This window comes from Streptomyces sp. NPDC034086 (assembly GCF_055575515.1).
Map to the genome: position 1 here is coordinate 431759 of NZ_JBVISM010000003.1, position 19631 is coordinate 451389.

The 19631-nt window shown below is 69.2% G+C and carries 16 protein-coding genes; 8 read left to right on the forward strand and 8 right to left on the reverse strand.

Annotated features, from left to right (window positions below):
* Positions 1–14 precede the first annotated feature (14 nt).
* Positions 15–2282 (reverse strand): DUF6049 family protein, encoded by a 2268-nt coding sequence (locus ACZ514_RS11950; RefSeq protein ID WP_468164054.1) that lies wholly within the window; start codon positions 2280–2282, stop codon positions 15–17.
* Positions 2283–2467: 185 nt separating this feature from the next.
* Here ACZ514_RS11950 and ACZ514_RS11955 point away from each other — a divergent pair, with 185 nt between their 5' ends.
* A complete protein-coding gene (locus ACZ514_RS11955; protein ID WP_467885370.1) occupies positions 2468–3919 on the forward strand; it encodes a CCA tRNA nucleotidyltransferase in 1452 nt (483 codons plus the stop codon).
* An 89-nt stretch (positions 3920–4008) separates the two neighbouring features.
* On the opposite strand, the gene ACZ514_RS11960 is transcribed toward ACZ514_RS11955, so the two are convergent.
* The 3 genes from ACZ514_RS11960 to ACZ514_RS11970 form a co-directional block, all read right to left on the reverse strand.
* Positions 4009–5289 carry an MFS transporter gene (locus tag ACZ514_RS11960; RefSeq protein ID WP_469124634.1) on the reverse strand — a complete coding sequence of 427 codons (1281 nt, stop codon included), beginning with the start codon at positions 5287–5289 and terminating at the stop codon, positions 4009–4011.
* A 102-nt stretch (positions 5290–5391) separates the two neighbouring features.
* Positions 5392–6474 (reverse strand): inositol-3-phosphate synthase, encoded by a 1083-nt coding sequence (locus ACZ514_RS11965; protein WP_468164060.1) that lies wholly within the window; start codon positions 6472–6474, stop codon positions 5392–5394.
* 50 nt (positions 6475–6524) lie between these two features.
* Complete coding sequence (locus ACZ514_RS11970; protein WP_249766869.1) at positions 6525–7127, reverse strand: PadR family transcriptional regulator; 603 nt, start codon at positions 7125–7127, stop codon at positions 6525–6527.
* A gap of 272 nt (positions 7128–7399) precedes the next feature.
* On the opposite strand from ACZ514_RS11970, the gene ACZ514_RS11975 reads away from it, so the two are divergent.
* A complete protein-coding gene (locus ACZ514_RS11975) occupies positions 7400–9994 on the forward strand; it encodes a transglycosylase domain-containing protein (RefSeq protein ID WP_468164062.1) in 2595 nt (864 codons plus the stop codon).
* 88 nt (positions 9995–10082) lie between these two features.
* Complete coding sequence (locus tag ACZ514_RS11980; protein WP_468164064.1) at positions 10083–11567, forward strand: glycosyltransferase family 87 protein; 1485 nt, start codon at positions 10083–10085, stop codon at positions 11565–11567.
* A gap of 34 nt (positions 11568–11601) precedes the next feature.
* On the opposite strand, the gene ACZ514_RS11985 is transcribed toward ACZ514_RS11980, so the two are convergent.
* The 3 genes from ACZ514_RS11985 to ACZ514_RS11995 form a co-directional block, all read right to left on the reverse strand.
* Positions 11602–12633, reverse strand: coding sequence for an alanine racemase (locus ACZ514_RS11985; RefSeq protein ID WP_468164066.1), 1032 nt, complete (start codon positions 12631–12633; stop codon positions 11602–11604).
* A 34-nt stretch (positions 12634–12667) separates the two neighbouring features.
* Positions 12668–13786, reverse strand: a complete 1119-nt coding sequence (locus ACZ514_RS11990; protein ID WP_079428650.1) for a lipid II:glycine glycyltransferase FemX — start codon at positions 13784–13786, stop codon at positions 12668–12670.
* 141 nt (positions 13787–13927) lie between these two features.
* Positions 13928–14251: a hypothetical protein gene (locus ACZ514_RS11995; protein ID WP_468164068.1), complete on the reverse strand. Its 324-nt coding sequence runs from the start codon at positions 14249–14251 to the stop codon at positions 13928–13930.
* 250 nt (positions 14252–14501) lie between these two features.
* Between ACZ514_RS11995 and rpsF the strand changes: the two genes are divergently transcribed.
* The 4 genes from rpsF to rplI all read left to right on the forward strand — a co-directional run bounded on the left by rpsF (position 14502) and on the right by rplI (position 16198).
* Entirely contained in the window at positions 14502–14792 is a 291-nt protein-coding gene (rpsF, locus tag ACZ514_RS12000) for a 30S ribosomal protein S6 (RefSeq protein ID WP_004950685.1), read from the forward strand.
* 74 nt (positions 14793–14866) lie between these two features.
* Positions 14867–15454: a single-stranded DNA-binding protein gene (locus ACZ514_RS12005; RefSeq protein ID WP_468475167.1), complete on the forward strand. Its 588-nt coding sequence runs from the start codon at positions 14867–14869 to the stop codon at positions 15452–15454.
* A gap of 42 nt (positions 15455–15496) precedes the next feature.
* Positions 15497–15733 (forward strand): 30S ribosomal protein S18, encoded by a 237-nt coding sequence (gene rpsR / locus ACZ514_RS12010; protein WP_005315025.1) that lies wholly within the window; start codon positions 15497–15499, stop codon positions 15731–15733.
* A gap of 18 nt (positions 15734–15751) precedes the next feature.
* Entirely contained in the window at positions 15752–16198 is a 447-nt protein-coding gene (rplI, locus tag ACZ514_RS12015) for a 50S ribosomal protein L9 (protein WP_125594108.1), read from the forward strand.
* A 169-nt stretch (positions 16199–16367) separates the two neighbouring features.
* Here rplI and ACZ514_RS12020 read toward each other — a convergent pair whose 3' ends face one another.
* Positions 16368–17705 carry an MATE family efflux transporter gene (locus ACZ514_RS12020; RefSeq protein ID WP_468164072.1) on the reverse strand — a complete coding sequence of 446 codons (1338 nt, stop codon included), beginning with the start codon at positions 17703–17705 and terminating at the stop codon, positions 16368–16370.
* A gap of 453 nt (positions 17706–18158) precedes the next feature.
* On the opposite strand from ACZ514_RS12020, the gene dnaB reads away from it, so the two are divergent.
* Complete coding sequence (gene dnaB, locus ACZ514_RS12025) at positions 18159–19622, forward strand: replicative DNA helicase (protein ID WP_468164363.1); 1464 nt, start codon at positions 18159–18161, stop codon at positions 19620–19622.
* Positions 19623–19631: the final 9 nt, after the last annotated feature.

Here is a 19631-nt window from a genome sequence, read left to right on the forward strand (position 1 = left end):
GGCCACGGCATCGCTCAACGGTCCACTGTCTCACCCGTGCCGGACCCCTCAGCGCTTTGCGGTCCGGTGTCCGTGGACTCGTCACTCGGCTGCGTGCTCTCCTCGGCGGCCGCGCGCGCGGCGACGCGCTTGCGGCTGGCGTACATCTTGATGCCCGCCAGAACGAGGAGGAGCACACCGCCGGCGATGACGAGCATGACGGTGGGGGTGATCTCGGTGGCCTCGACCGTGAACTTGCGTTCCTTGCCGTACGGCACGCCGTCCTTGGTGAAAAGGCGTGCTGTGACCTCGACCGGACCACTCGCGGTGGCGTTGGCGGTGAACTTTACCGTCTGGCTGTGTCCGCCCTGAACGGTGACTTCCTCTTCCGTTTCACCACTGTCACCGAACATCAGACGGGTGGGGTTGGCGGACTTCACCCGCAGCACGAGGTTCTGGACGTCCTGGACCAGGCTGTTCTGGACGCTGACCGGGATGGTCGCGCTGTGGCCGGACAGCGTGGCGTTGGACTTGGGGATGACCTTGACCTTGTCGGTCAGCCCGACCAGGTACGACTGGACCTGTTCGCGGTAGCCGGCGGCCTCCTCGGGGCGGCCGCGCCAGGAGGTGGACATCTCCCGGTTCATGGTGTTGCCGAAGGGGATCTCGACGCGGTCCGGCGCCGAGAGGATGACCTTGAAGTGGTCGAGGGTCGTCTGCGTGGTGCGGATCTTCTCGAAGGCGGACACCGGGAGCTCCTGCTTGCTCAGGGCTTCCGGGTACTGGCCCGCGCCCGGGACCTGGGTCGCGGCGCCCGGGTCGGGCTTCGCCGCGGCCGCCGCCTCCAGGTCGGAGGGCTGCGTCCAGCGGGCCGCCTGGAGCCCGCGCAGGGCGACGGCCATCGAATCCGCCTGGCTGGCGGTCGGCCGGCGCTGGGGTGCGACCACGTAGCTGCGCTGCTCGTCACTGTTCGACAGGTTCAGGGCGAGGCTGTGGGCCAGGAACCGCTGGACGGCGAGCGTGGAGTTCCCGGCGGTGGCCATATCGCCCTCGAAGGCGGTGGAGAGATCAGCGTCGGCCACCACGGCGGTGGTGCCCGCCCCGATGGGACGGGCGGCCGAGGGGGTGTAGCCGAGGGCGCCGGTCTCCTGGAGGCTGTCACTGCGGGCGAGGACGTGGTGGGCGCCGGCCGAGGTGGCGACGTTGACGATTGCGGGGTCGATGGCACCGTCCACCGGCCAGGAGAAGTCGGTGGACGGGGTGACGTGCAGCACCGTCTCGACGGCCTGCTTCGCCTTGTCCGTGGCCGGCCTCAGCTGGCCCAGCGTGCCCGAGACGTCCTTGCCCCGGTGGGCGAGGGAGGCGATGTCCGGGTCGGCGAAGGGCAGCGCGACGACCTTCTTGCCCTGTACGGCCGCTTCGAGGGCACTCAGCCACTGCTCGGCGACGGCCTTGTTCCGGCCCTGTACGGGCTTGCCGTTCGGACCGGGGCTGCGGACGCGGTAGCCCTTGGTCATGGCGTCGACCGCGGTGAGCAGATCGGGGTCGATCACCCAGGTGACCGGCAGGTCCTTGCCGAGCGCGACCATCCGCTCCAGACGGCCGCCCGGCCGCAGCTCGTCCGCGAGGGAATCGTCGAGGAAGACGGGGGTCTGGAGCTCGTCCGAGCCGGTCTCCGCCGTGACGTGCGTGGTGGAGATCAGCGGCCACACGTAGGCCAGCGAGGACCGCTTGGCGGCCGGGTCCGGCTGCCAGGGCAGGAAGGTCCGCTGGATGCCCAGAACCTGCTCGTGCGGGCGGCCGTCGGTCGACCCGGACAGGGAGACCCCGAGCTGGTACACCCCGTCCGCGCCGAGGTCGAGCTTGTTGACCGGCACCTTGATGGTGAACTGCCGGCCCACCTTGGAGGTGAGCGAGTCGATCTTCACGGCGAAGGCCGAGTCGATCTCACCGGGGTCCACACCGGGCCGGAAGCCCTTGCGGTCCGCCACCTCACCGATCGCCGACCGGTCCCCCAGCCTGGGTCCGACCCGCAGGCCCACATGGGCGTTCTTGATCGTCTCCGAGCCGTTGTTGACCACGGTGCCGGTGATCGTGAGCGTGTCGGTCTTGACCGGAGCGCTCGGCGAGACCTCCGTCAGCTGGACGTCGACCGAGGACTCGGCCGCCTGGGCGGGCGGTGCGGGGGCGTAGATCAGGGCGGCCAGTACCGGCGTCCCGCTGAGCAGGACGACTGCCCGCCGCAGCCAGCGGCGCCGGGCAGGGACGGAGGCCGTCCCCTGGATCTCTGCCGCCTCGGCCACGCGTTCGCCCGTCCCTCGAAGTGTCAGTGGTCGTCGGTTCTGCGTCCACGCATGGTAACGAGGAGCGCTGTGCGCGAGTGCCGCGCCTTGCTCCACATGATCGGTTCCGCTTCGGCGCGGCCCTCGGCGGGGTGCCGGTGAAACGGGGGAGCCCGCGCCGGGCGGGCCACGTACCCTTTTCTGTTGTGCCGAACGCCAATGAAGACAACCCCAGTGCCCTGAGTCAGGTGCAGCGCCGCGCGGTCAGTGAACTGCTGCGGGTCGCTCCTGTCGCCGACGAGCTCGGCCGCCGGTTCCAGGAGGCGGGTTTCCGCCTCGCCCTGGTCGGCGGGTCCGTCCGCGACGCGCTGCTCGGGCGTCTCGGCAACGACCTCGACTTCACCACCGACGCGCGTCCCGAGGCCGTCCTCAAGATCATGCGGCCCTGGGCGGACTCGCTCTGGGACGTCGGCATCGCCTTCGGCACCGTCGGGGCCCAGCGCGACGGGTTCCAGATCGAGGTGACCACCTACCGCTCCGAGGCGTACGACCGCACCTCGCGCAAGCCGGAGGTCTCCTACGGCGACTCGATCGAGGAGGACCTGGTCCGACGGGACTTCACCGTCAACGCCATGGCCCTCGCTCTTCCGGAGCAGGAGTTCGTCGACCCGCACGGCGGCCTGGAGGACCTGGCCGCCGGTGTGCTGCGGACGCCGGGCACGCCGGAGGACTCCTTCTCGGACGATCCGCTGCGCATGCTGCGCGCCGCCCGGTTCGCCGCGCAGCTGGACTTCGAGGTCGCCCCCGAGGTCGTCTCGGCCATGAAGGCGATGTCCGACCGGATCGAGATCGTCTCGGCCGAGCGCGTGCAGGGCGAGCTGAACAAGCTGCTGCTGTCCGCACACCCCCGCAAGGGCCTGGGGCTGCTGGTGGACACCGGCCTCGCCGACCGGATCCTGCCGGAGCTGCCGGCCCTGCGGCTGGAGCGCGACGAGCACCACCGGCACAAGGACGTCTACGACCACTCCCTGATCGTCCTGGAGCAGGCCATCGACCTGGAGGAGGACGGACCGGACCTGGTGCTGCGCCTGGCTGCCCTGCTGCACGACATCGGCAAGCCCCGCACCCGCCGCTTCGAGAGCGACGGCCGTGTTTCCTTCCACCACCACGAGGTGGTGGGCGCGAAGATGACCAAGAAGCGCATGACGGCGCTGAAGTACTCGAACGACATGGTCAGGGACGTGTCCAGGCTGGTGGAGCTGCACCTGCGGTTCCACGGTTACGGCGACGGGGAGTGGACCGACTCGGCCGTCCGGCGCTACGTCCGTGACGCGGGTCCGCTGCTGGACCGGCTGCACAAGCTGACCCGGTCGGACTGCACCACGCGCAACAAGCGCAAGGCCAATGCCCTCTCCCGGACCTATGACGGCCTGGAGGAGCGGATCGCGCAGCTCCAGGAACAGGAGGAGCTGGACGCGATCCGGCCCGACCTCAACGGGAACGAGATCCAGCAGATCCTGGAGATCGGCCCGGGCCCGATGGTCGGCAAGGCGTACGCCCACCTGCTGGAGCTGAGGCTGGAGAACGGGCCGATGGACCGCGAGGAGGCGGTCGCGGCCCTCAAGGAATGGTGGGCGGACCAGGCTCCGCAGGCCTGACGTGTGATCCACCGCAGCGCTGTTTCACGTGAAACATCGGCCTCGGGCAACAGCGCTGCGCCGCGTGGGCGCCGGCTCTCCCGTGCATGTCAGCGGGGCGATGTTTCACGTGAAACGCCGCCCCGCCGCAGGACTCCGGCCGTGGCCGCGTAGGTCAGGGCCACGCTGACGAGCAGGGCGACGGAGCGGCCGTCGGCGGGCAGCATGAGGGACGCCACCGCGGCGGCCCCGACGAAGGCGACGTTGAAGAGCACGTCGTAGACGGAGAAGACCCGGCCCCGGAAATCGTCGTCCACCCGGGACTGCAGGACCGTGTCGGTGGAGATCTTGGCCCCCTGGGTGGCGAGGCCGAGGACGAAGGCGGCGGCGAGCATGGGCTCGGGAGCGAAGAACAGCCCGAGCGCGGGTACCAGCACGGCCGAGGCCGCCGAGCAGACGACGATCCAGCCCAGCGGACCGAGCCGGTTCACCAGCCAGGGCGTGACGAGGGCCGCCGCGAAGAACCCGGCCCCGGAGACCCCGACGGCGATCCCGAGGAGGGCCAGCCCGTCGGACTCGTTGTCCGACCAGGAGTAGCGGCAGAGCATCAGCAGCATCACCGTCAGCGCGCCGTAGCAGAACCGCATCAGGGTCATCGCGGTCAGTGCCCGCGCGGCCTCCTGGCGGCCCGCCAGGTGCCGGAGGCCCTCGGCCATGCCGCGCACGGTCAGGGCGATCCCCTCGGCGAACGTGGGATGGTCGGGCCCGCTCCGGTGGTCGGGGCCGAGGAGCCCGACGGCCAGGCGCAGGGCGACCAGTCCCGCGCACAGGTAGAGGGCGGCTCCGAGCAGCACGACGAGGGCGTTGGACCCCGAGGCCAGGATCCGGACGAGGAAGGCCAGACCCCCGCCGGCGACCGCCGCGAGCGTGCCGGCGGTGGGAGAGAGCGCGTTGGCGGTGACCAGCTGGTCGGCGCGGACGACGTGGGGCAAGGACGCGGCGAGCCCGGCCAGGACGAAGCGGTTGACCGCGGTCACGGACAGGGCCGAGGCGTAGAAGAGCCAGTCGGGGACCTGGACGACGATCAGCAGGCCGGTCACACCGGCGAGCAGGGCCCGCAGCAGGTTGCCGTAGAGGAAGACCTGACGCCGGCGCCACCGGTCCAGCAGCACCCCGGCGAAGGGTCCGATCGCCGAATAGGGCAGCAGTAGTACCGCCATGGCCGAGGCGATGGCCGCGGGGGAGGTCTGCTTCTCGGGGGAGAAGACCACGTAGGTGGCGAGCGCGACCTGGTAGACGCCGTCGGCGGCCTGGGAGAACAGCCGTACGGCGAGCAGGTTCCGGAAGTCCCTCAGGCGCAGGAGTATGCGCAGATCACCTACGACGGGCATGAGGGCAAGGGTCACACACACCGAGGGTCCCCGGACACTTTGCCCGGGGACCCTCGGTGGAAGAGCGGTCGAAGACCAGGTGTCCGAGGACCCCTGGGGTGACTAGCGCTCGACCTCGCCCTTGATGAACTTCTCGACGTTCGCGTAGGCCTCGTCGTCGAAGTACTGGACCGGCGGGGACTTCATGAAGTAGCTGGAGGCCGAGAGGATCGGGCCGCCGATGCCGCGGTCCTTGGCGATCTTCGCGGCGCGCAGGGCGTCGATGATGACACCGGCGGAGTTCGGGGAGTCCCACACCTCGAGCTTGTACTCGAGGTTCAGCGGGACGTCGCCGAAGGCGCGGCCCTCGAGGCGGACGTAGGCCCACTTGCGGTCGTCGAGCCACGCGACGTAGTCGGACGGGCCGATGTGGACGTTCTTCTCGCCGAGCTCACGGTCGGGGATCTGCGAGGTGACGGCCTGCGTCTTGGAGATCTTCTTCGACTCGAGGCGGTCGCGCTCGAGCATGTTCTTGAAGTCCATGTTGCCGCCGACGTTGAGCTGCATGGTGCGCTCGAGACGGACACCGCGGTCTTCGAACAGCTTCGCCATCACGCGGTGCGTGATGGTGGCGCCGACCTGGGACTTGATGTCGTCGCCGACGATCGGGACACCGGCCTCGGTGAACTTGTCGGCCCACTCCTTGGTGCCGGCGATGAAGACCGGGAGGGCGTTGACGAAGGCGACCTTGGCGTCGATGGCGCACTGGGCGTAGAACTTCGCGGCCTCTTCGGAACCGACCGGGAGGTAGCAGATCAGGACGTCGACCTGGCGGTCCTTGAGGACCTGGACCACGTCGACCGGAGCCTCGGCGGACTCCTCGATGGTCTGGCGGTAGTACTTGCCCAGGCCGTCCAGGGTGTGGCCGCGCTGGACGGTCACGCCCGAGTTCGGGACGTCGCAGATCTTGATGGTGTTGTTCTCGCTGGCGCCGATGGCGTCCGAGAGGTCGAGGCCGACCTTCTTCGCGTCGACGTCGAACGCGGCGACGAACTCGATGTCACGCACGTGGTAGTCGCCGAACTGGACGTGCATCAGACCGGGGACCTTCGACGCCGGGTCGGCGTCCTTGTAGTACTCGACGCCCTGCACCAGCGAGGCGGCGCAGTTGCCCACGCCTACGATGGCTACGCGAACCGAACCCATTCCGGTTGCTCCCTGTTTGTTCTCGGAACGAGGCCTGCGAAATACAGGCCTCACTTTGCAGTTTCGTCGGGCGGCCCGGATCGTCGCCGATCCCGTCCCGCCCGCTCGCTCTCGATGAGCTCGTTGAGCCAGCGCACTTCACGCTCCACGGATTCCATTCCGTGCCGCTGGAGTTCGAGCGTGTAGTCGTCCAGGCGCTCCCGTGTACGGGCGAGCGAGGCGCGCATCTTCTCCAGGCGCTCCTCCAGCCGGCTGCGGCGGCCCTCCAGCACCCGCATGCGCACGTCTCGTTCGGTCTGGCCGAAGAAGGCGAAGCGGGCGGCGAAGGACTCGTCCTCCCAGGTGTCTGGGCCGGTGTGGGACAGGAGCTCTTCGAAGTGCTCCTTACCTGCTGCCGTCAACCGGTAGACGATCTTGGCGCGGCGCCCTGCGAGTGAAGCGGCGAGAGCGTCTTCCGGGGCGTTCCCCGGTTCTTCGATCAACCAGCCGTTTGCGACCAGAGTCTTGAGGCAGGGGTAGAGAGTCCCGTAGCTGAACGCCCTGAACACTCCCAGCGAGGTGTTGAGCCGCTTGCGGAGCTCGTAACCGTGCATGGGGGATTCACGGAGCAGGCCGAGGACGGCGAACTCGAGGATGCCTGAGCGCCTGCTCATCCGCCTGCCCCTCTCTGCCCCGGAGTTTATGTCGAGCTGATGTATCGGCTCGATACATCCAGACGATAGAACGGCCCGCTCCCGGCGACAAGCGGTGACGTGGTGACCGGCGTCACATCACCGATTCGCGCGACGCAAGTTGCCTGATTTGGGGTGAACTTCGGCACTGGTTGGGTTTTGGCCGTGCGTAGGCTGTGCGGAAGGACCACCGGGGGGAACCGGAATCACCTGCCGCTTCCAGGCCACTCGCCTGCCCGAGGAGTAGTCGTTCGATGAGCGAGCACCGCCGTAAACCGCCGCAGCCCCAGGGCGGCGGCCGCGCCGCGTCCCGCAGAGCCGCACCGCAGCACCCCGGCAGGGGCGCCGGGCCCGGTCATGGCGCCCCCGCCGCACCGCCCGGCGGACCGTACGCGGAGCACGGTGCGCACGGAGGCCGTTCCGATGCCCGGCGAGCCGCCCAGCGGGCCGCTGCCGGACGCGGACGCGCAGGCGGGAAGGGAGGCAGGGGCGACAAGGGCAGCAGCCGGTTCATCGACTACCCGCGCGCGGGCAAGGCCGGCTGGAAGCGTTTCGTACCGTCCTGGAAGCTGGTCTCCGGGACCTTCCTGGGCTTCTTCGCGGTGATCTTCGCGGGCGCCGGAATCGGTATCGCCAGCGTGGGCACCCCGGACGCGAACAAGGCCGCGAAGGCGCAGAACAACGTCTTCCAGTGGGCGGACGGCACCCAGATGGTCGCCACCGGCGGCAGCACGAACCGGCAGATCGTCCCGATCGACCAGATTCCCCTGTCCATGCGGAATGCGGTGATCGCGGCGGAGAACGAGTCGTTCGAGACGGACAAGGGCGTCGACCCGATGGGCATCGCACGGGCCGTGGTGAACATGGCCACGGGCGGTTCCACCCAGGGCGGCTCGACGATCACCCAGCAGTACGTCAAGAACACGTACCTCGACTCCGAGCAGACCCTCAAGCGCAAGGTCACCGAGCTCTTCATCGCGATCAAGCTGGGCGTCACCGAGGAGAAGGACGTCGTCCTCGCCGGCTACCTCAACACCGCCTACTACGGCCGTGACGCCTACGGCATCCAGGCCGCCGCCCGCGCCTACTTCGGCAAGGACGCCAAGGACCTCAACCCGTCCGAGAGCGCCTTCCTCGCCGCCATGCTCAAGGGCCCCAACCTCTACAACCCGGACGGCGGCATCGGCCCGGCCGCCACCCCCGAGGCCAACGAGAAGCGCGCCCGGCTGCGCTGGGCGTGGGTGCTCGACCGCGAGGTCGCGGTGGGACGCATGGCGCAGTCCGAGCGGGACAAGTACCGGGAGTTCCCCGCCCGGGTGGACTCCGAGCAGGCCCGCGGCATGTCCGGCCAGACCGGGTACCTGGTCGAGGTGGCCAAGCAGTACGTCATGAAGACCACCGGCATCACGGCCGAGAAGATGGCGCTCGGTGGCTACACGATCACCACCACCTTCGAGAAGCCCAGGGTGGACGCCCTGGTCAAGGCGGTCGAGGACACGCGCAAAGACTTCCTCGACGAGAAGAAGCGGCCCCAGTACGACACCTTCGTGCAGGTCGGTGCCGCCTCCGTGGACGTGAGGACCGGCGCGATCGTCGCCCTGTACGGCGGCCCCGGCTGGGACCACAAGTACTTCGCCAACAACGCCAACACCTCCGGCGTGCCCGTCGGCTCGACCTGGAAGCCGTACGTCCTCGCGGCCGCCATGCAGTACGGCACGCAGAACTCCAAGGGTTCGGGCATCTCGGTCGACAGCAAGTACAACGCCAACGACCGCACCGTGATCAACAACCGGGACGGCAAGCCGCTGCTCGCCAACGACGGGACGCCGTTCCGGCAGAAGAACGAGAGCGAGTACCCCTACGGCTACGTGACCCTCAACGAGGCGATGGAGAAGTCCATCAACGTGCCGTTCGCCCAGCTCGTCTTCGACGTCGGCCACAGCAAGGTCCGCGAGGTCGCCAAGGCCACCGGCATCCTCGAGGAGTCGATGGACAAGAACAACAACGCCTCCTTCGCCCTCGGCACCTCGACGCCCAGCGCCATCCGCATGGCCGACTCCTACGCCACCTTCGCCGCCTCCGGCACCCACCGCGAGCCCTTCTCCGTGAAGAAGGTCGTCAAGGACGGCAAGGCGCTGCCGGGCTTCGAGCCGCCCAAGGAGGCCCGGGCCATGGACGACTCCATCGCGGACAACATCACCAAGGTGCTGCGCAACGTCGTCGAGAACGGCACCGGAACCAAGGCGAAGAAGCTGGGACGGCCCGCGGCCGGCAAGACGGGCACCACCGACCAGAACAAGTCGGCCTGGTTCGTCGGCTACACCCCCGAGCTGTCCACCTCGGTCGCCCTCTTCCGCAACGACCCGACCTCCAAGAACAAGGAGCTCATGTCCATGAACCACGTGGGCGGGGTCGACTCCATCCACGGTGGTGACATCCCGGCCGCCATCTGGACCGAGTACATGCGCGAGGCACTCAAGGGAACCCCGGTCAAGGACTTCCCGGAGGCCGAGGACATCGGCGTCATCGCGGACGCGGCCGGAGCCCCGCAGCCCACGCCCTCGGCCGTACCGTCGCCCTCCGTCTCGGTCTCGCCCTCGCCCAGCACCTCTCCGTCGGTATCCCCGTCGCCGTCCGGCAACGGCAAGCCGTCCTGCAAGCCGAGGCCCTGGAACCTGAACTGCGACCCGACGGTCACCGGCGGTCAGAACGCCGGAACCGACGCCGGAACCACCTCCGGCGGCTTCCCGGACGGCGGCACCAGCACGATGCCGTCCCCGACCACTCCCCGCCCCGGCCGGCCGGGCGGGTCGACCAGCTGGGGAAGCATCATGGGCGCCTCCGGCTGATCCCGGCCCCGTCCCCTACCCGGAGGGCCGTCGCACACCGTGCGGCGGCCCTCCCCCGTGCGCGGCGCGGTACGGCAGGATGGGCGCCATGACCAAGGTGCACGAGGACCGGCCCGTCCCGCCCACGCAGCAGGACGAGGTCGCCATGGCCGGCAGCGAGTTCATCGGGGGACCGGCCGGCCGCCGCGCCCGGCCGGCCGGGCTCTGGCTGAACCCGGTCCGCGTCGTGGTCCTCGTGGCCCTCGGCATGTTCGCGCTCGGCATGGCGCAGAAGGTGCCCTGCTACGACTGGGCCTGGTTCCGCGGAGCAGGCTCCCAGTACACCCACGCCTGCTACTCCGACATCCCGCACCTGTATTCCGCCCGCGGCTTCGCCGAGGGCATGGTGCCGTACCGCGACAAGTTCCCCGACATCGTGACCGACCCGAAGTACGGCGGCATGCAGTACCTCGAGTACCCGGTGCTGACCGGAGCCTTCATGCAGGTCGCGTCGTGGATGACGCCCACCTCCGGCTCCATCCAGCACCGCGAGCAGATGTACTGGATGGTCAACGCGGGCATGCTGATGGCCTGCGCCGCCGTCATCGCCGTCTGCGTCGCCCGCACCCATCGCCGCAGGCCGTGGGACGCCCTGCTCCTCGCCCTCGCGCCGGCCTTCGCGCTGACCGCCACCATCAACTGGGACCTGCCGGCCGTGGCGCTGACCGCCGCGGCGATGCTGATGTGGTCACGTGGCCGGCCCCTGCTCGCCGGCGTGCTCATCGGCCTGGCGACCGCGGCCAAGCTCTACCCGGTCCTGCTGCTCGGGGTGCTCTTCGTCCTCTGCTGGCGGGCCGGGAAATGGCGGGCGTACGGAGCCGCCGTCCTCGGCGCGGCGGTCTCCTGGCTCCTCGTGAACGGGCCGGTCATGTACGTCGCCTGGGACGGCTGGAAGCGGTTCTACGAGTTCAGCCAGGAGCGGCCCATCGACTTCGGCTCCGTCTGGCTGCTGATCTCCCAGCGCACCGGCAACCCCCTCGAAGGGGCCAACACCTATGCGACCGGGCTGACCCTGCTGCTGTGCCTCGCCATCGGACTGCTCACCCTGACGGCCCCCAGGCGCCCGCGCTTCGCCCAGCTCGCCTTCCTGGTCGTCGCCGCCTTCATCCTGGCCAACAAGGTGTACTCACCCCAGTACGTGCTGTGGCTCATCCCGCTCGCCGCCCTGGCCCGGCCCCGCTGGCGTGACTTCCTGATCTGGCAGGCGGGAGAGGTCGCCTACTTCCTGGGGATCTGGTTCTATCTCGCCTACACCAGCAGCGGGGACAAGCACCAGGGCCTGCCCGTGGAGGGCTACCAGCTGGCCATCACCGCCCACCTGCTGGCCACCCTCTACCTCTGCGCCGTCGTCGTACGGGACGTCCTGCTGCCCGAGCGCGACGTCGTGCGCCGCGACGGCTCGGACGACCCCTCCGGAGGGGTCCTGGACGGGGCCGAGGACGTCTTCACCCTCTCGGACAAGGCGAAGGCGCCGCGGTACGCGGCGCCTTCGGAAGGACAGCGGGTCGCCTGGGGCGTGGACGTCAAGGACTGACCGGGCCCCGCCGGCCCGGCCGGTCCCCGGCGGCTCAGGCGTCGAGCACCCGGTCGAACTGCGTCGTGGTGTGGCGCAGGTGGGCCACCAGCTCGTCGCCCACCTTCGGCTCGGTCGCGTCCGAGGGCACGAACAGGATCGACACCTGCATGTGGGGCGGCTCCGCGAACCAGCGCTGCTTGCCGGCCCAGACGAAGGGCGACAGGTTCCGGTTGACGGTGGCCAGCCCGGCCCGTGCGACGCCCTTGGCGCGCGGCATGACCCCGTGGAGGGCCTTGGGGGCCTCCAGGCCCACTCCGTGCGAGGTGCCGCCCGCGACCACGACCAGCCAACCGTCCGAGGCGGCCTTCTGCTGGCGGTAGCCGAAGCGGTCACCCTTGGCGACCCGGGTGACGTCCAGGACCGAGCCCCGGTACTGGGTGGCGTCGTGGTCGCCCAGCCACAGCCGGGTGCCGATGCGTGCCCGGAACCGGGTCTGCGGGAACTGCTGCTGGAGCCGTGCCAGCTCCTCGGCCCGCAGGTGGCTGACGAACATGGTGTGCAGCGGCAGCCGGGCCGCCCGCAGCCGGTCCATCCAGCCGATGACCTCCTCGACGGCGTCCGAGCCGTCGGGGCGGTCCAGCGGCAGGTGCAGGGCGAAGCCCTCCAGCCGGACGTCCTCGATCGCCGACTGGAGCAGGCCCAGGTCCTGCTCGGAGATGCCGTGGCGGCGCATCGAGCTCATGCACTCGATGACCACGCGGGCCCCGACCAGTCCGCGGACCCCGTCCACCGAGGACACCGAGCGGATCACCCGGTCCGGCAGCGGCACCGGCTCCTCACCCCGCCGGAAGGGGGTGAGGACGAGCAGGTCGCCCCCGAAGTGGTCCTTGATGCTCGCGGCCTCGTACGTGGTCCCGACGGCCAGGATGTCGGCGCCCATCCGGGTCGCCTCCTCACACAGCCGCTCGTGGCCGAAGCCGTAGCCGTTGCCCTTGCAGACCGGGATCAGACCGGGGAACTGGTCCGTGATCTGCTTCTGGTGCGCACGCCAGCGCGCGGTGTCGACGTAGAGCGTGAGCGCCATGCCCGTCCGGAACCTCTCTCGAAAAACAGCTGGGTCAGCGGCGCGACATGTAGATGTCGAGCGCCTTGTGGAGCACCTTGTTGAGCGGGAAGTCCCACTCGCCGACGTACTCGACGGCCTCGCCGCCCGTACCGACCTTGAACTGGATCAGGCCGAACAGGTGGTCGTTCTCGTCCAGCGTGTCAGAGATGCCGCGCAGGTCGTAGACGCTGGCACCCAGCGCGTACGAATCGCGCAGCATGCGCCACTGCATCGCGTTCGAGGGACGGACCTCGCGCTTGTGGTTGGCGGAGGCGCCGTACGAGTACCAGACGTGCTGGCCGACGGTGAGCATCGTGGCGGCGGCGAGCGGCTCCCCCTCGTGCTTGGCGATGTACAGCCGCATGCGGTTGGGGTCCTCGGAGTTGAGGGCCGTCCACTGGCGCTGGAAGTAACTGAGCGGGCGCGGGCGGAACTTGTCGCGCTCGGCCGTGATCTCGTAGAGGTACTGCCAGGTCGGCAGATCCTCGTAACCGCCCTGGACGACCTCGACGCCGGCCTTCTCGGCCTTCTTGATGTTGCGGCGCCACAGCTGGTTGAAGCCCTTGAGGACGTCGTCCAGGGAGCGGTTGGCCAGCGGGACCTGGAACACGTAGCGGGGCTGGACGTCGCCGAAACCGGCACCGCCGTCCTCGCCCTGCTGCCAGCCCATGCGGCGCAGCTTGTCGGACACCTCGAAGGCGCGGGGCTCGATGTACGAGGCCTCCACATCGCGCAGGCGCTTGACCTCGGGGTCCTGGATGCCGGCCTTGATGGCGGCCGAGTTCCAGCGGCGGATGACGACGGGCGGGCCCATCTTCACGGTGAAGGCGCCCTGCTGCTTGAGGTGGGCCAGCATCGGCTGGAGCCACTCCTCGAGGTTCGGGGCGTACCAGTTGATGACGGGGCCCTCGGGGAGGTACGCGAGGTAGCGCTTCACCTTGGGCAGCTGGCGGTACAACACGAGCGCCGCCCCGACGAGTTGGCCGCTCTTGTCGAACCAGCCGAGGTTCTCCGAACGCCACTCGTTCTTGACGTCGGCCCATGCCGGGACCTGGCAGTGGCTAGCCGAAGGCAGGCTCTGGAGGTACGCCAGATGCTGCTCGCGGCTGATGGTGCTCAGGGACAGGCTCATGCGGGGTGTCTCCTCCGGCGGCTTCGCTGCTATGGCGCGAAGCCTACTGCGACGGTGGCGCCACCCATCTGGGGGACAGGCCGGTACGGGCCGGTGCCTGGGCCGGAGGAAGGACGGCGCCCCGTCCCGGAGGTCGCCCGGTCAGCCCAGCCAGCCACCGAAGAGGCCGCCGTGCGCCATTCCGAGCATGAAGCCGATGGCAGACGCGCCTAGGCCGATGATCAGCACGAAGCGCTCGCGGGTGGTGGCGGAGATGAACTGCCCGTACAGCCCGGTCCCGATCCCGATCAGCCCGGCCCAGGAACTGAGCAGGTGCAGATGGTGGAAGAACGCAGTGACGAACGCCACGGCGCCGAGGACCAGGGTGACCACCATCAGGGTGTCCTGGACCGGATGGGACTTGCCGTCGGTGGAGAAGAGCGAGATCGGCGGGGGCGAGGACTGGCGATGCATGGCCTGTGCCATCGGAAGGCACCTCCTGGCTGACGCAGAGCGGTGCGCGGCGCGCCTCCGACCTGGGGCGGGGACGTGGCACCGAGCACACCCGACGCATACAGAGTGTGGCCTCCTCCCGCCGGATTTCAACCGGAAGGAGGCGAGCAGGTAGTCTGTACGGTCTGCGCGGTGTCTGCTCTCGGACGCCGTGCGGCACGCATCACGACCCTCCTGCCACGGAACGACCGTGGCCGCTGAGTCCAAAGGAGGTGGGTTCCACATGCGTCACTACGAAGTGATGGTCATCCTCGACCCCGATCTCGAGGAGCGCGCTGTCTCCCCGCTGATCGAGAACTTCCTCTCCGTCGTCCGTGAGGGCAACGGAAAGGTCGAGAAGGTCGACACCTGGGGCCGTCGTCGTCTCGCTTACGAGATCAAGAAGAAGCCCGAGGGCATCTACTCGGTCATCGACCTGCAGGCCGAGCCTGCGGTCGTCAAGGAGCTCGACCGCCAGATGAACCTGAACGAGTCGGTTCTCCGGACCAAGGTCCTTCGCCCCGAGACCCACTGAACCCAGGTTCAGCGGTAATCGGGACCGAGTAGCACAGCAGCCCAGCAGCAATCCCCGCCGAGAGGTTTCCATCCATGGCAGGCGAGACCGTCATCACGGTCGTCGGCAATCTCGTCGACGACCCCGAGCTGCGCTTCACCCCCTCGGGTGCGGCGGTCGCGAAGTTCCGTGTCGCGTCCACCCCCCGCACCTTCGACCGTCAGACCAACGAGTGGAAGGACGGCGAGAGCCTGTTCCTGACCTGCTCGGTGTGGCGGCAGGCGGCTGAGAACGTCGCCGAGTCCCTTCAGCGAGGCATGCGCGTCATCGTGCAGGGCCGGCTGAAGCAGCGGTCCTACGAGGACCGTGAGGGTGTCAAGCGCACGGTCTACGAGCTGGACGTCGAGGAAGTCGGCCCCAGCCTCAAGAACGCCACGGCCAAGGTCGCCAAGACCACCGGTCGCGGTGGCCAGGGTGGATACGGCGGCGGCGGCCAGCAGCAGGGCGGCGGCGGCAGCTGGGGCGGAGCCCCCAGCGCTGGTCCCCAGGGCGGCGGAGCTCCCTCCGACGACCCGTGGGCGTCCAGCGCGCCGGCCGGCGGCCAGCAGGGCGGCGGCGGGGGCGGCTGGGGCGGAAGCTCCGGCGGCTCCGGCGGTGGCTACTCGGACGAGCCGCCCTTCTAGGGCAGCTCCTTCCAAACTTCTTGATCACACAGGAGAGACACAATGGCGAAGCCGCCTGTGCGCAAGCCTAAGAAGAAGGTCTGCGCGTTCTGCAAGGACAAGACCGCTTACGTGGACTACAAGGACACGAACATGCTGCGGAAGTTCATTTCCGACCGCGGCAAGATCCGTGCCCGCCGCGTTACCGGCAACTGCACGCAGCACCAGCGTGACGTCGCCACGGCCGTCAAGAACAGCCGTGAGATGGCGCTGCTGCCCTACACGTCCACCGCGCGATAAGGAAAGGGTGACCGACTAATGAAGATCATCCTGACCCACGAGGTCTCTGGCCTCGGCACCGCCGGCGATGTCGTCGACGTCAAGGACGGTTACGCTCGCAACTACCTGGTCCCGCGTGGTTTCGCGATCCGCTGGACCAAGGGTGGCGAGAAGGACGTGGCGCAGATCCGCCGCGCCCGCAAGATCCACGAGATCGCGACCATCGAGCAGGCCAACGAGGTCAAGGCCAAGCTCGAGGGCGTGAAGGTCCGTCTGGCCACCCGCGCGGGTGACGCCGGTCGCCTCTTCGGTTCCGTCACCCCGGCCGACATCGCTTCCGCGGTCGAGGCGTCCGGTGGCCCGAAGGTCGACAAGCGTCGCGTGGAGCTGGGCTCCCCGATCAAGACCCTCGGTTCGTACCAGGTCTCCGTGCGTCTGCACGCCGAGGTCGTCGCGAACGTGGGCATCGAGGTCGTCGCTGCCTAAGGGCAGCGCATGAAGGGCCGCACCCTCCGGGGTGCGGCCCTTCGTCGTTTCCGGGAAGCGATGTTTCACGTGAAACGGCTCGCTGCCCTCAGGCCCGCTGTTTCACGTGAAACGGCCTGCGTTTCCATGGGAACCGGTCTCCCGTTTCACGTGAAACATCCACCGGCCGTTATCGGGTCGCCCCCGCGACCAGCCAGCGGCCCGAGCGCGCGCGGAGCTGGAGGGTGACCATCCGGACCAGCATCATCAAGGTCATGGCCCACCAGAGCGCGGTCAGACCGCCGCCGAGGGCCGGGACCAGGAGGGCGGCCGGCGCGAAGACGGCCAGGGTCACCAGCATCGCCCACGCCAGGTACCGCCCGTCACCGGCCCCCATCAGCACTCCGTCCAGGACGAAGACGACTCCGCAGACGGGCTGGCTCAGGGCCACGACCAGGAGGGCGGGCAGCAGGGTGTCCTCCACCACGGGGTCGCTCGTGAACAGGGGGATGAACACCGGACGCGCCAGGACGACCAGCAGGCCCAGTACGACGCCGGTGACGATGCCCCACATCAGCATCCGGCGGCACACGGCCCGGGCTCCCTCGGTGTCGCCGGCACCCAGGTGGCGGCCGATGATGGCCTGGCCGGCGATGGCGATCGCGTCCAGGGCGAAGGCGAGCAGGCTCCAGAGGGACAGCAGGATCTGGTGGGCGGCGATGTCGGCGTCTCCCAGCCGGGCCGCCACGGCTGTCGCGATCATCAGAATGGCGCGCAGGGACAGGGTGCGGACCAGCAGGGGCACTCCCGCCTGGGCGCAGGCACGGATGCCCGCCGCGTCGGGCCGCAGGGAGGCGCCGTGGCGCCGGGCGCCGCGGACGACCACGAAGAGGTACGCGCCGGCCATGGCCCACTGGGCGATGACCGTGCCCCAGGCGGATCCCGCGATGCCGAGACCCGCGCCGTAGACCAGCGCCACGTTGAGGGCACCGTTGAGGGCGAAGCCGCCGATGGCCACGTAGAGCGGGGTGCGGGTGTCCTGGAGGCCGCGGATGACGCCGGTGGCCGCCAGGACCACGAGCATGGCGGGGATGCCGAGCGCGGAGATCCGCAGATAGGTGTCGGCGTACGGAGCGGCGGTGTCCGAGGCCCCGAAGAGGGAGACCAGGCCGGGGGCGGTGAACAGGACGGCGACGAGGACGGCGGTGCCGAGCAGCAGGGCGAGCCAGATGCCGTCCATGCCCTGCCGGATGGCTGCCTGGAGGTCGCCCGCGCCGACGCGCCGGGCCACGGCGGCGGTGGTGGCGTAGGCGAGGAAGACGAAGACGCTCACGGCGGTGGTGAGCAGTGCCGCCGCGATGCCGAGGCCGGCCAGCTGGGGGGTGCCGAGGTGTCCCACGATGGCGCTGTCGGCCATCACGAAGAGCGGCTCGGCCACGAGTGCGCCGAAGGCCGGCAAGGCCAGCGCGAGGATCTCGCGGTCGTACCGCTTCCCGGTCGCCTTCGTGGTGGTGGGGGCCTGTGTCATGTGCTCAATCTAATCTTCCACAGGTAATGGATACAAGGTCCCTAGGACCCTTACTAAGCCGCTGACTTGGGCGTTCTTTCCGGCCCGTTGGGGGCGATCTTGAGACAGTGGCCAAGAATTTTCTTCCCCGGGTCCGCGCGGTGGGGAAATTGCAGGTCAAACGGGGTGCAGGGGGTGGCCGGGTGATTTTGTCCACAGCGCCGTCCCCCGCTCTGTGCACAGCTTCGGGCGACTTACCCACAGCATTGGCTCCGTCGTCCACATCTCATCCACACAGCCTGTGGATAACAAGATTGGCTGACGCCGCTCGCGGCCCTACCGTTGTGCGTTGCCCGACGCGCCCAGAGCCGCTTCGGGTGTCCCAAATGTCAGAGCCGTGTCGTAGAAAGAGTGCCACGGCGAGGGTCCGCGTTCGCGGACGGAGGAGGCGGCCCGGTGAGCATGCCCGAGCCCATGGACGACCCCTGGGCCGACAGTGGTCCCAGTGACCGTCTGCCCGCCCGTCCGCGTCGCGGCGGCGACGGCCGCGGCCGCGGGGACGACCAGCAGGACCGGGGACGGGAGGGCGGCTCCTGGGACGGCGGAGGAGGCGGCTTCGAGCGCGTTCCGCCGCAGGACCTGGACGCCGAGCAGTCGGTGCTCGGCGGCATGCTGCTGTCCAAGGACGCGATCGCCGACGTGGTCGAGGTCCTCAAGGGGCACGACTTCTACCGGCCCTCGCACGAGACGATCTACCAGGCCATCCTCGACCTCTACGCGAAGGGCGAGCCCGCCGACCCGATCACGGTCGGCGCCGAGCTCACCCGCCGCGGCGAGATCAGCAAGGTCGGCGGCGCCTCGTACCTGCACACCCTGGTGCAGTCCGTTCCGACCGCGGCGAACGCCGAGTACTACGCCGAGATCGTCCACGAGCGGGCCGTCCTGCGCCGTCTCGTCGCGGCCGGTACGAAGATCACTCAGATGGGCTACGCGGCGGACGGAGACGTCGACGAGATCGTCAACAGCGCCCAGGCCGAGATCTACGCCGTCACCGAGCAGCGGACCTCCGAGGACTACCTGCCGCTCGGCGACATCATGGAGGGCGCGCTCGACGAGATCGAGGCGATCGGTTCGCGCTCCGGCCAGATGTCGGGCGTCCCCACCGGATTCACCGACCTGGACTCCCTGACCAACGGTCTGCACCCCGGCCAGATGATCGTCATCGCCGCCCGGCCCGCCATGGGCAAGTCCACGCTCGCGCTGGACTTCGCCCGCGCCTGCTCCATCAAGAGCAACCTGCCGAGCGTCATCTTCTCCCTCGAAATGGGCCGCAACGAGATCGCCATGCGCCTGCTCTCGGCGGAGGCCAGGGTGGCGCTCCACCACATGCGCTCGGGCACCATGACCGACGACGACTGGACGCGGCTCGCCCGCCGGATGCCGGACGTCTCGGCCGCCCCGCTGTACATCGACGACTCCCCCAACCTGTCGATGATGGAGATCCGGGCCAAGTGCCGCCGGCTCAAGCAGCGCAACGACCTCTCGCTCGTCGTCATCGACTACCTGCAGCTGATGCAGTCGGGCGGCTCGCGCCGTCCCGAGAGCCGCCAGCAGGAGGTCTCCGACATGTCCCGAAACCTCAAGCTGCTGGCCAAGGAGCTGGAGGTCCCGGTGATCGCGCTGTCCCAGCTGAACCGTGGTCCCGAGCAGCGCACCGACAAGAAGCCGATGGTCTCCGACCTGCGTGAATCCGGCTCGATCGAGCAGGACGCCGACATGGTGATCCTGCTGCACCGCGAGGACGCGTACGAGAAGGAATCGCCCCGCGCCGGCGAGGCGGACCTGATCGTCGCCAAGCACCGAAACGGCCCGACGGCCACCATCACGGTCGCCTTCCAGGGCCATTATTCGCGGTTCGTGGACATGGCCAACACGTAGCATCCCGAT

Excerpts from the sequence above, each read along its gene's own strand:
- ACZ514_RS11960 (WP_469124634.1), bottom strand. The coding sequence starts at position 5,289 with ATGCCCGTCGTAGGTGATCTGCGCATACTCCTGCGCCTGAGGGACTTC.
- ACZ514_RS11965 (WP_468164060.1), bottom strand. The coding sequence starts at position 6,474 with ATGGGTTCGGTTCGCGTAGCCATCGTAGGCGTGGGCAACTGCGCCGCC.
- ACZ514_RS11970 (WP_249766869.1), bottom strand. The coding sequence starts at position 7,127 with ATGAGCAGGCGCTCAGGCATCCTCGAGTTCGCCGTCCTCGGCCTGCTC.
- ACZ514_RS11975 (WP_468164062.1), top strand. The coding sequence starts at position 7,400 with ATGAGCGAGCACCGCCGTAAACCGCCGCAGCCCCAGGGCGGCGGCCGC.
- ACZ514_RS11980 (WP_468164064.1), top strand. The coding sequence starts at position 10,083 with ATGACCAAGGTGCACGAGGACCGGCCCGTCCCGCCCACGCAGCAGGAC.
- ACZ514_RS11985 (WP_468164066.1), bottom strand. The coding sequence starts at position 12,633 with ATGGCGCTCACGCTCTACGTCGACACCGCGCGCTGGCGTGCGCACCAG.
- ACZ514_RS11990 (WP_079428650.1), bottom strand. The coding sequence starts at position 13,786 with ATGAGCCTGTCCCTGAGCACCATCAGCCGCGAGCAGCATCTGGCGTAC.
- ACZ514_RS11995 (WP_468164068.1), bottom strand. The coding sequence starts at position 14,251 with ATGGCACAGGCCATGCATCGCCAGTCCTCGCCCCCGCCGATCTCGCTC.
- rpsF (WP_004950685.1), top strand. The coding sequence starts at position 14,502 with ATGCGTCACTACGAAGTGATGGTCATCCTCGACCCCGATCTCGAGGAG.
- ACZ514_RS12005 (WP_468475167.1), top strand. The coding sequence starts at position 14,867 with ATGGCAGGCGAGACCGTCATCACGGTCGTCGGCAATCTCGTCGACGAC.
- rpsR (WP_005315025.1), top strand. The coding sequence starts at position 15,497 with ATGGCGAAGCCGCCTGTGCGCAAGCCTAAGAAGAAGGTCTGCGCGTTC.
- rplI (WP_125594108.1), top strand. The coding sequence starts at position 15,752 with ATGAAGATCATCCTGACCCACGAGGTCTCTGGCCTCGGCACCGCCGGC.
- ACZ514_RS12020 (WP_468164072.1), bottom strand. The coding sequence starts at position 17,705 with ATGACACAGGCCCCCACCACCACGAAGGCGACCGGGAAGCGGTACGAC.
- dnaB (WP_468164363.1), top strand. The coding sequence starts at position 18,159 with ATGGACGACCCCTGGGCCGACAGTGGTCCCAGTGACCGTCTGCCCGCC.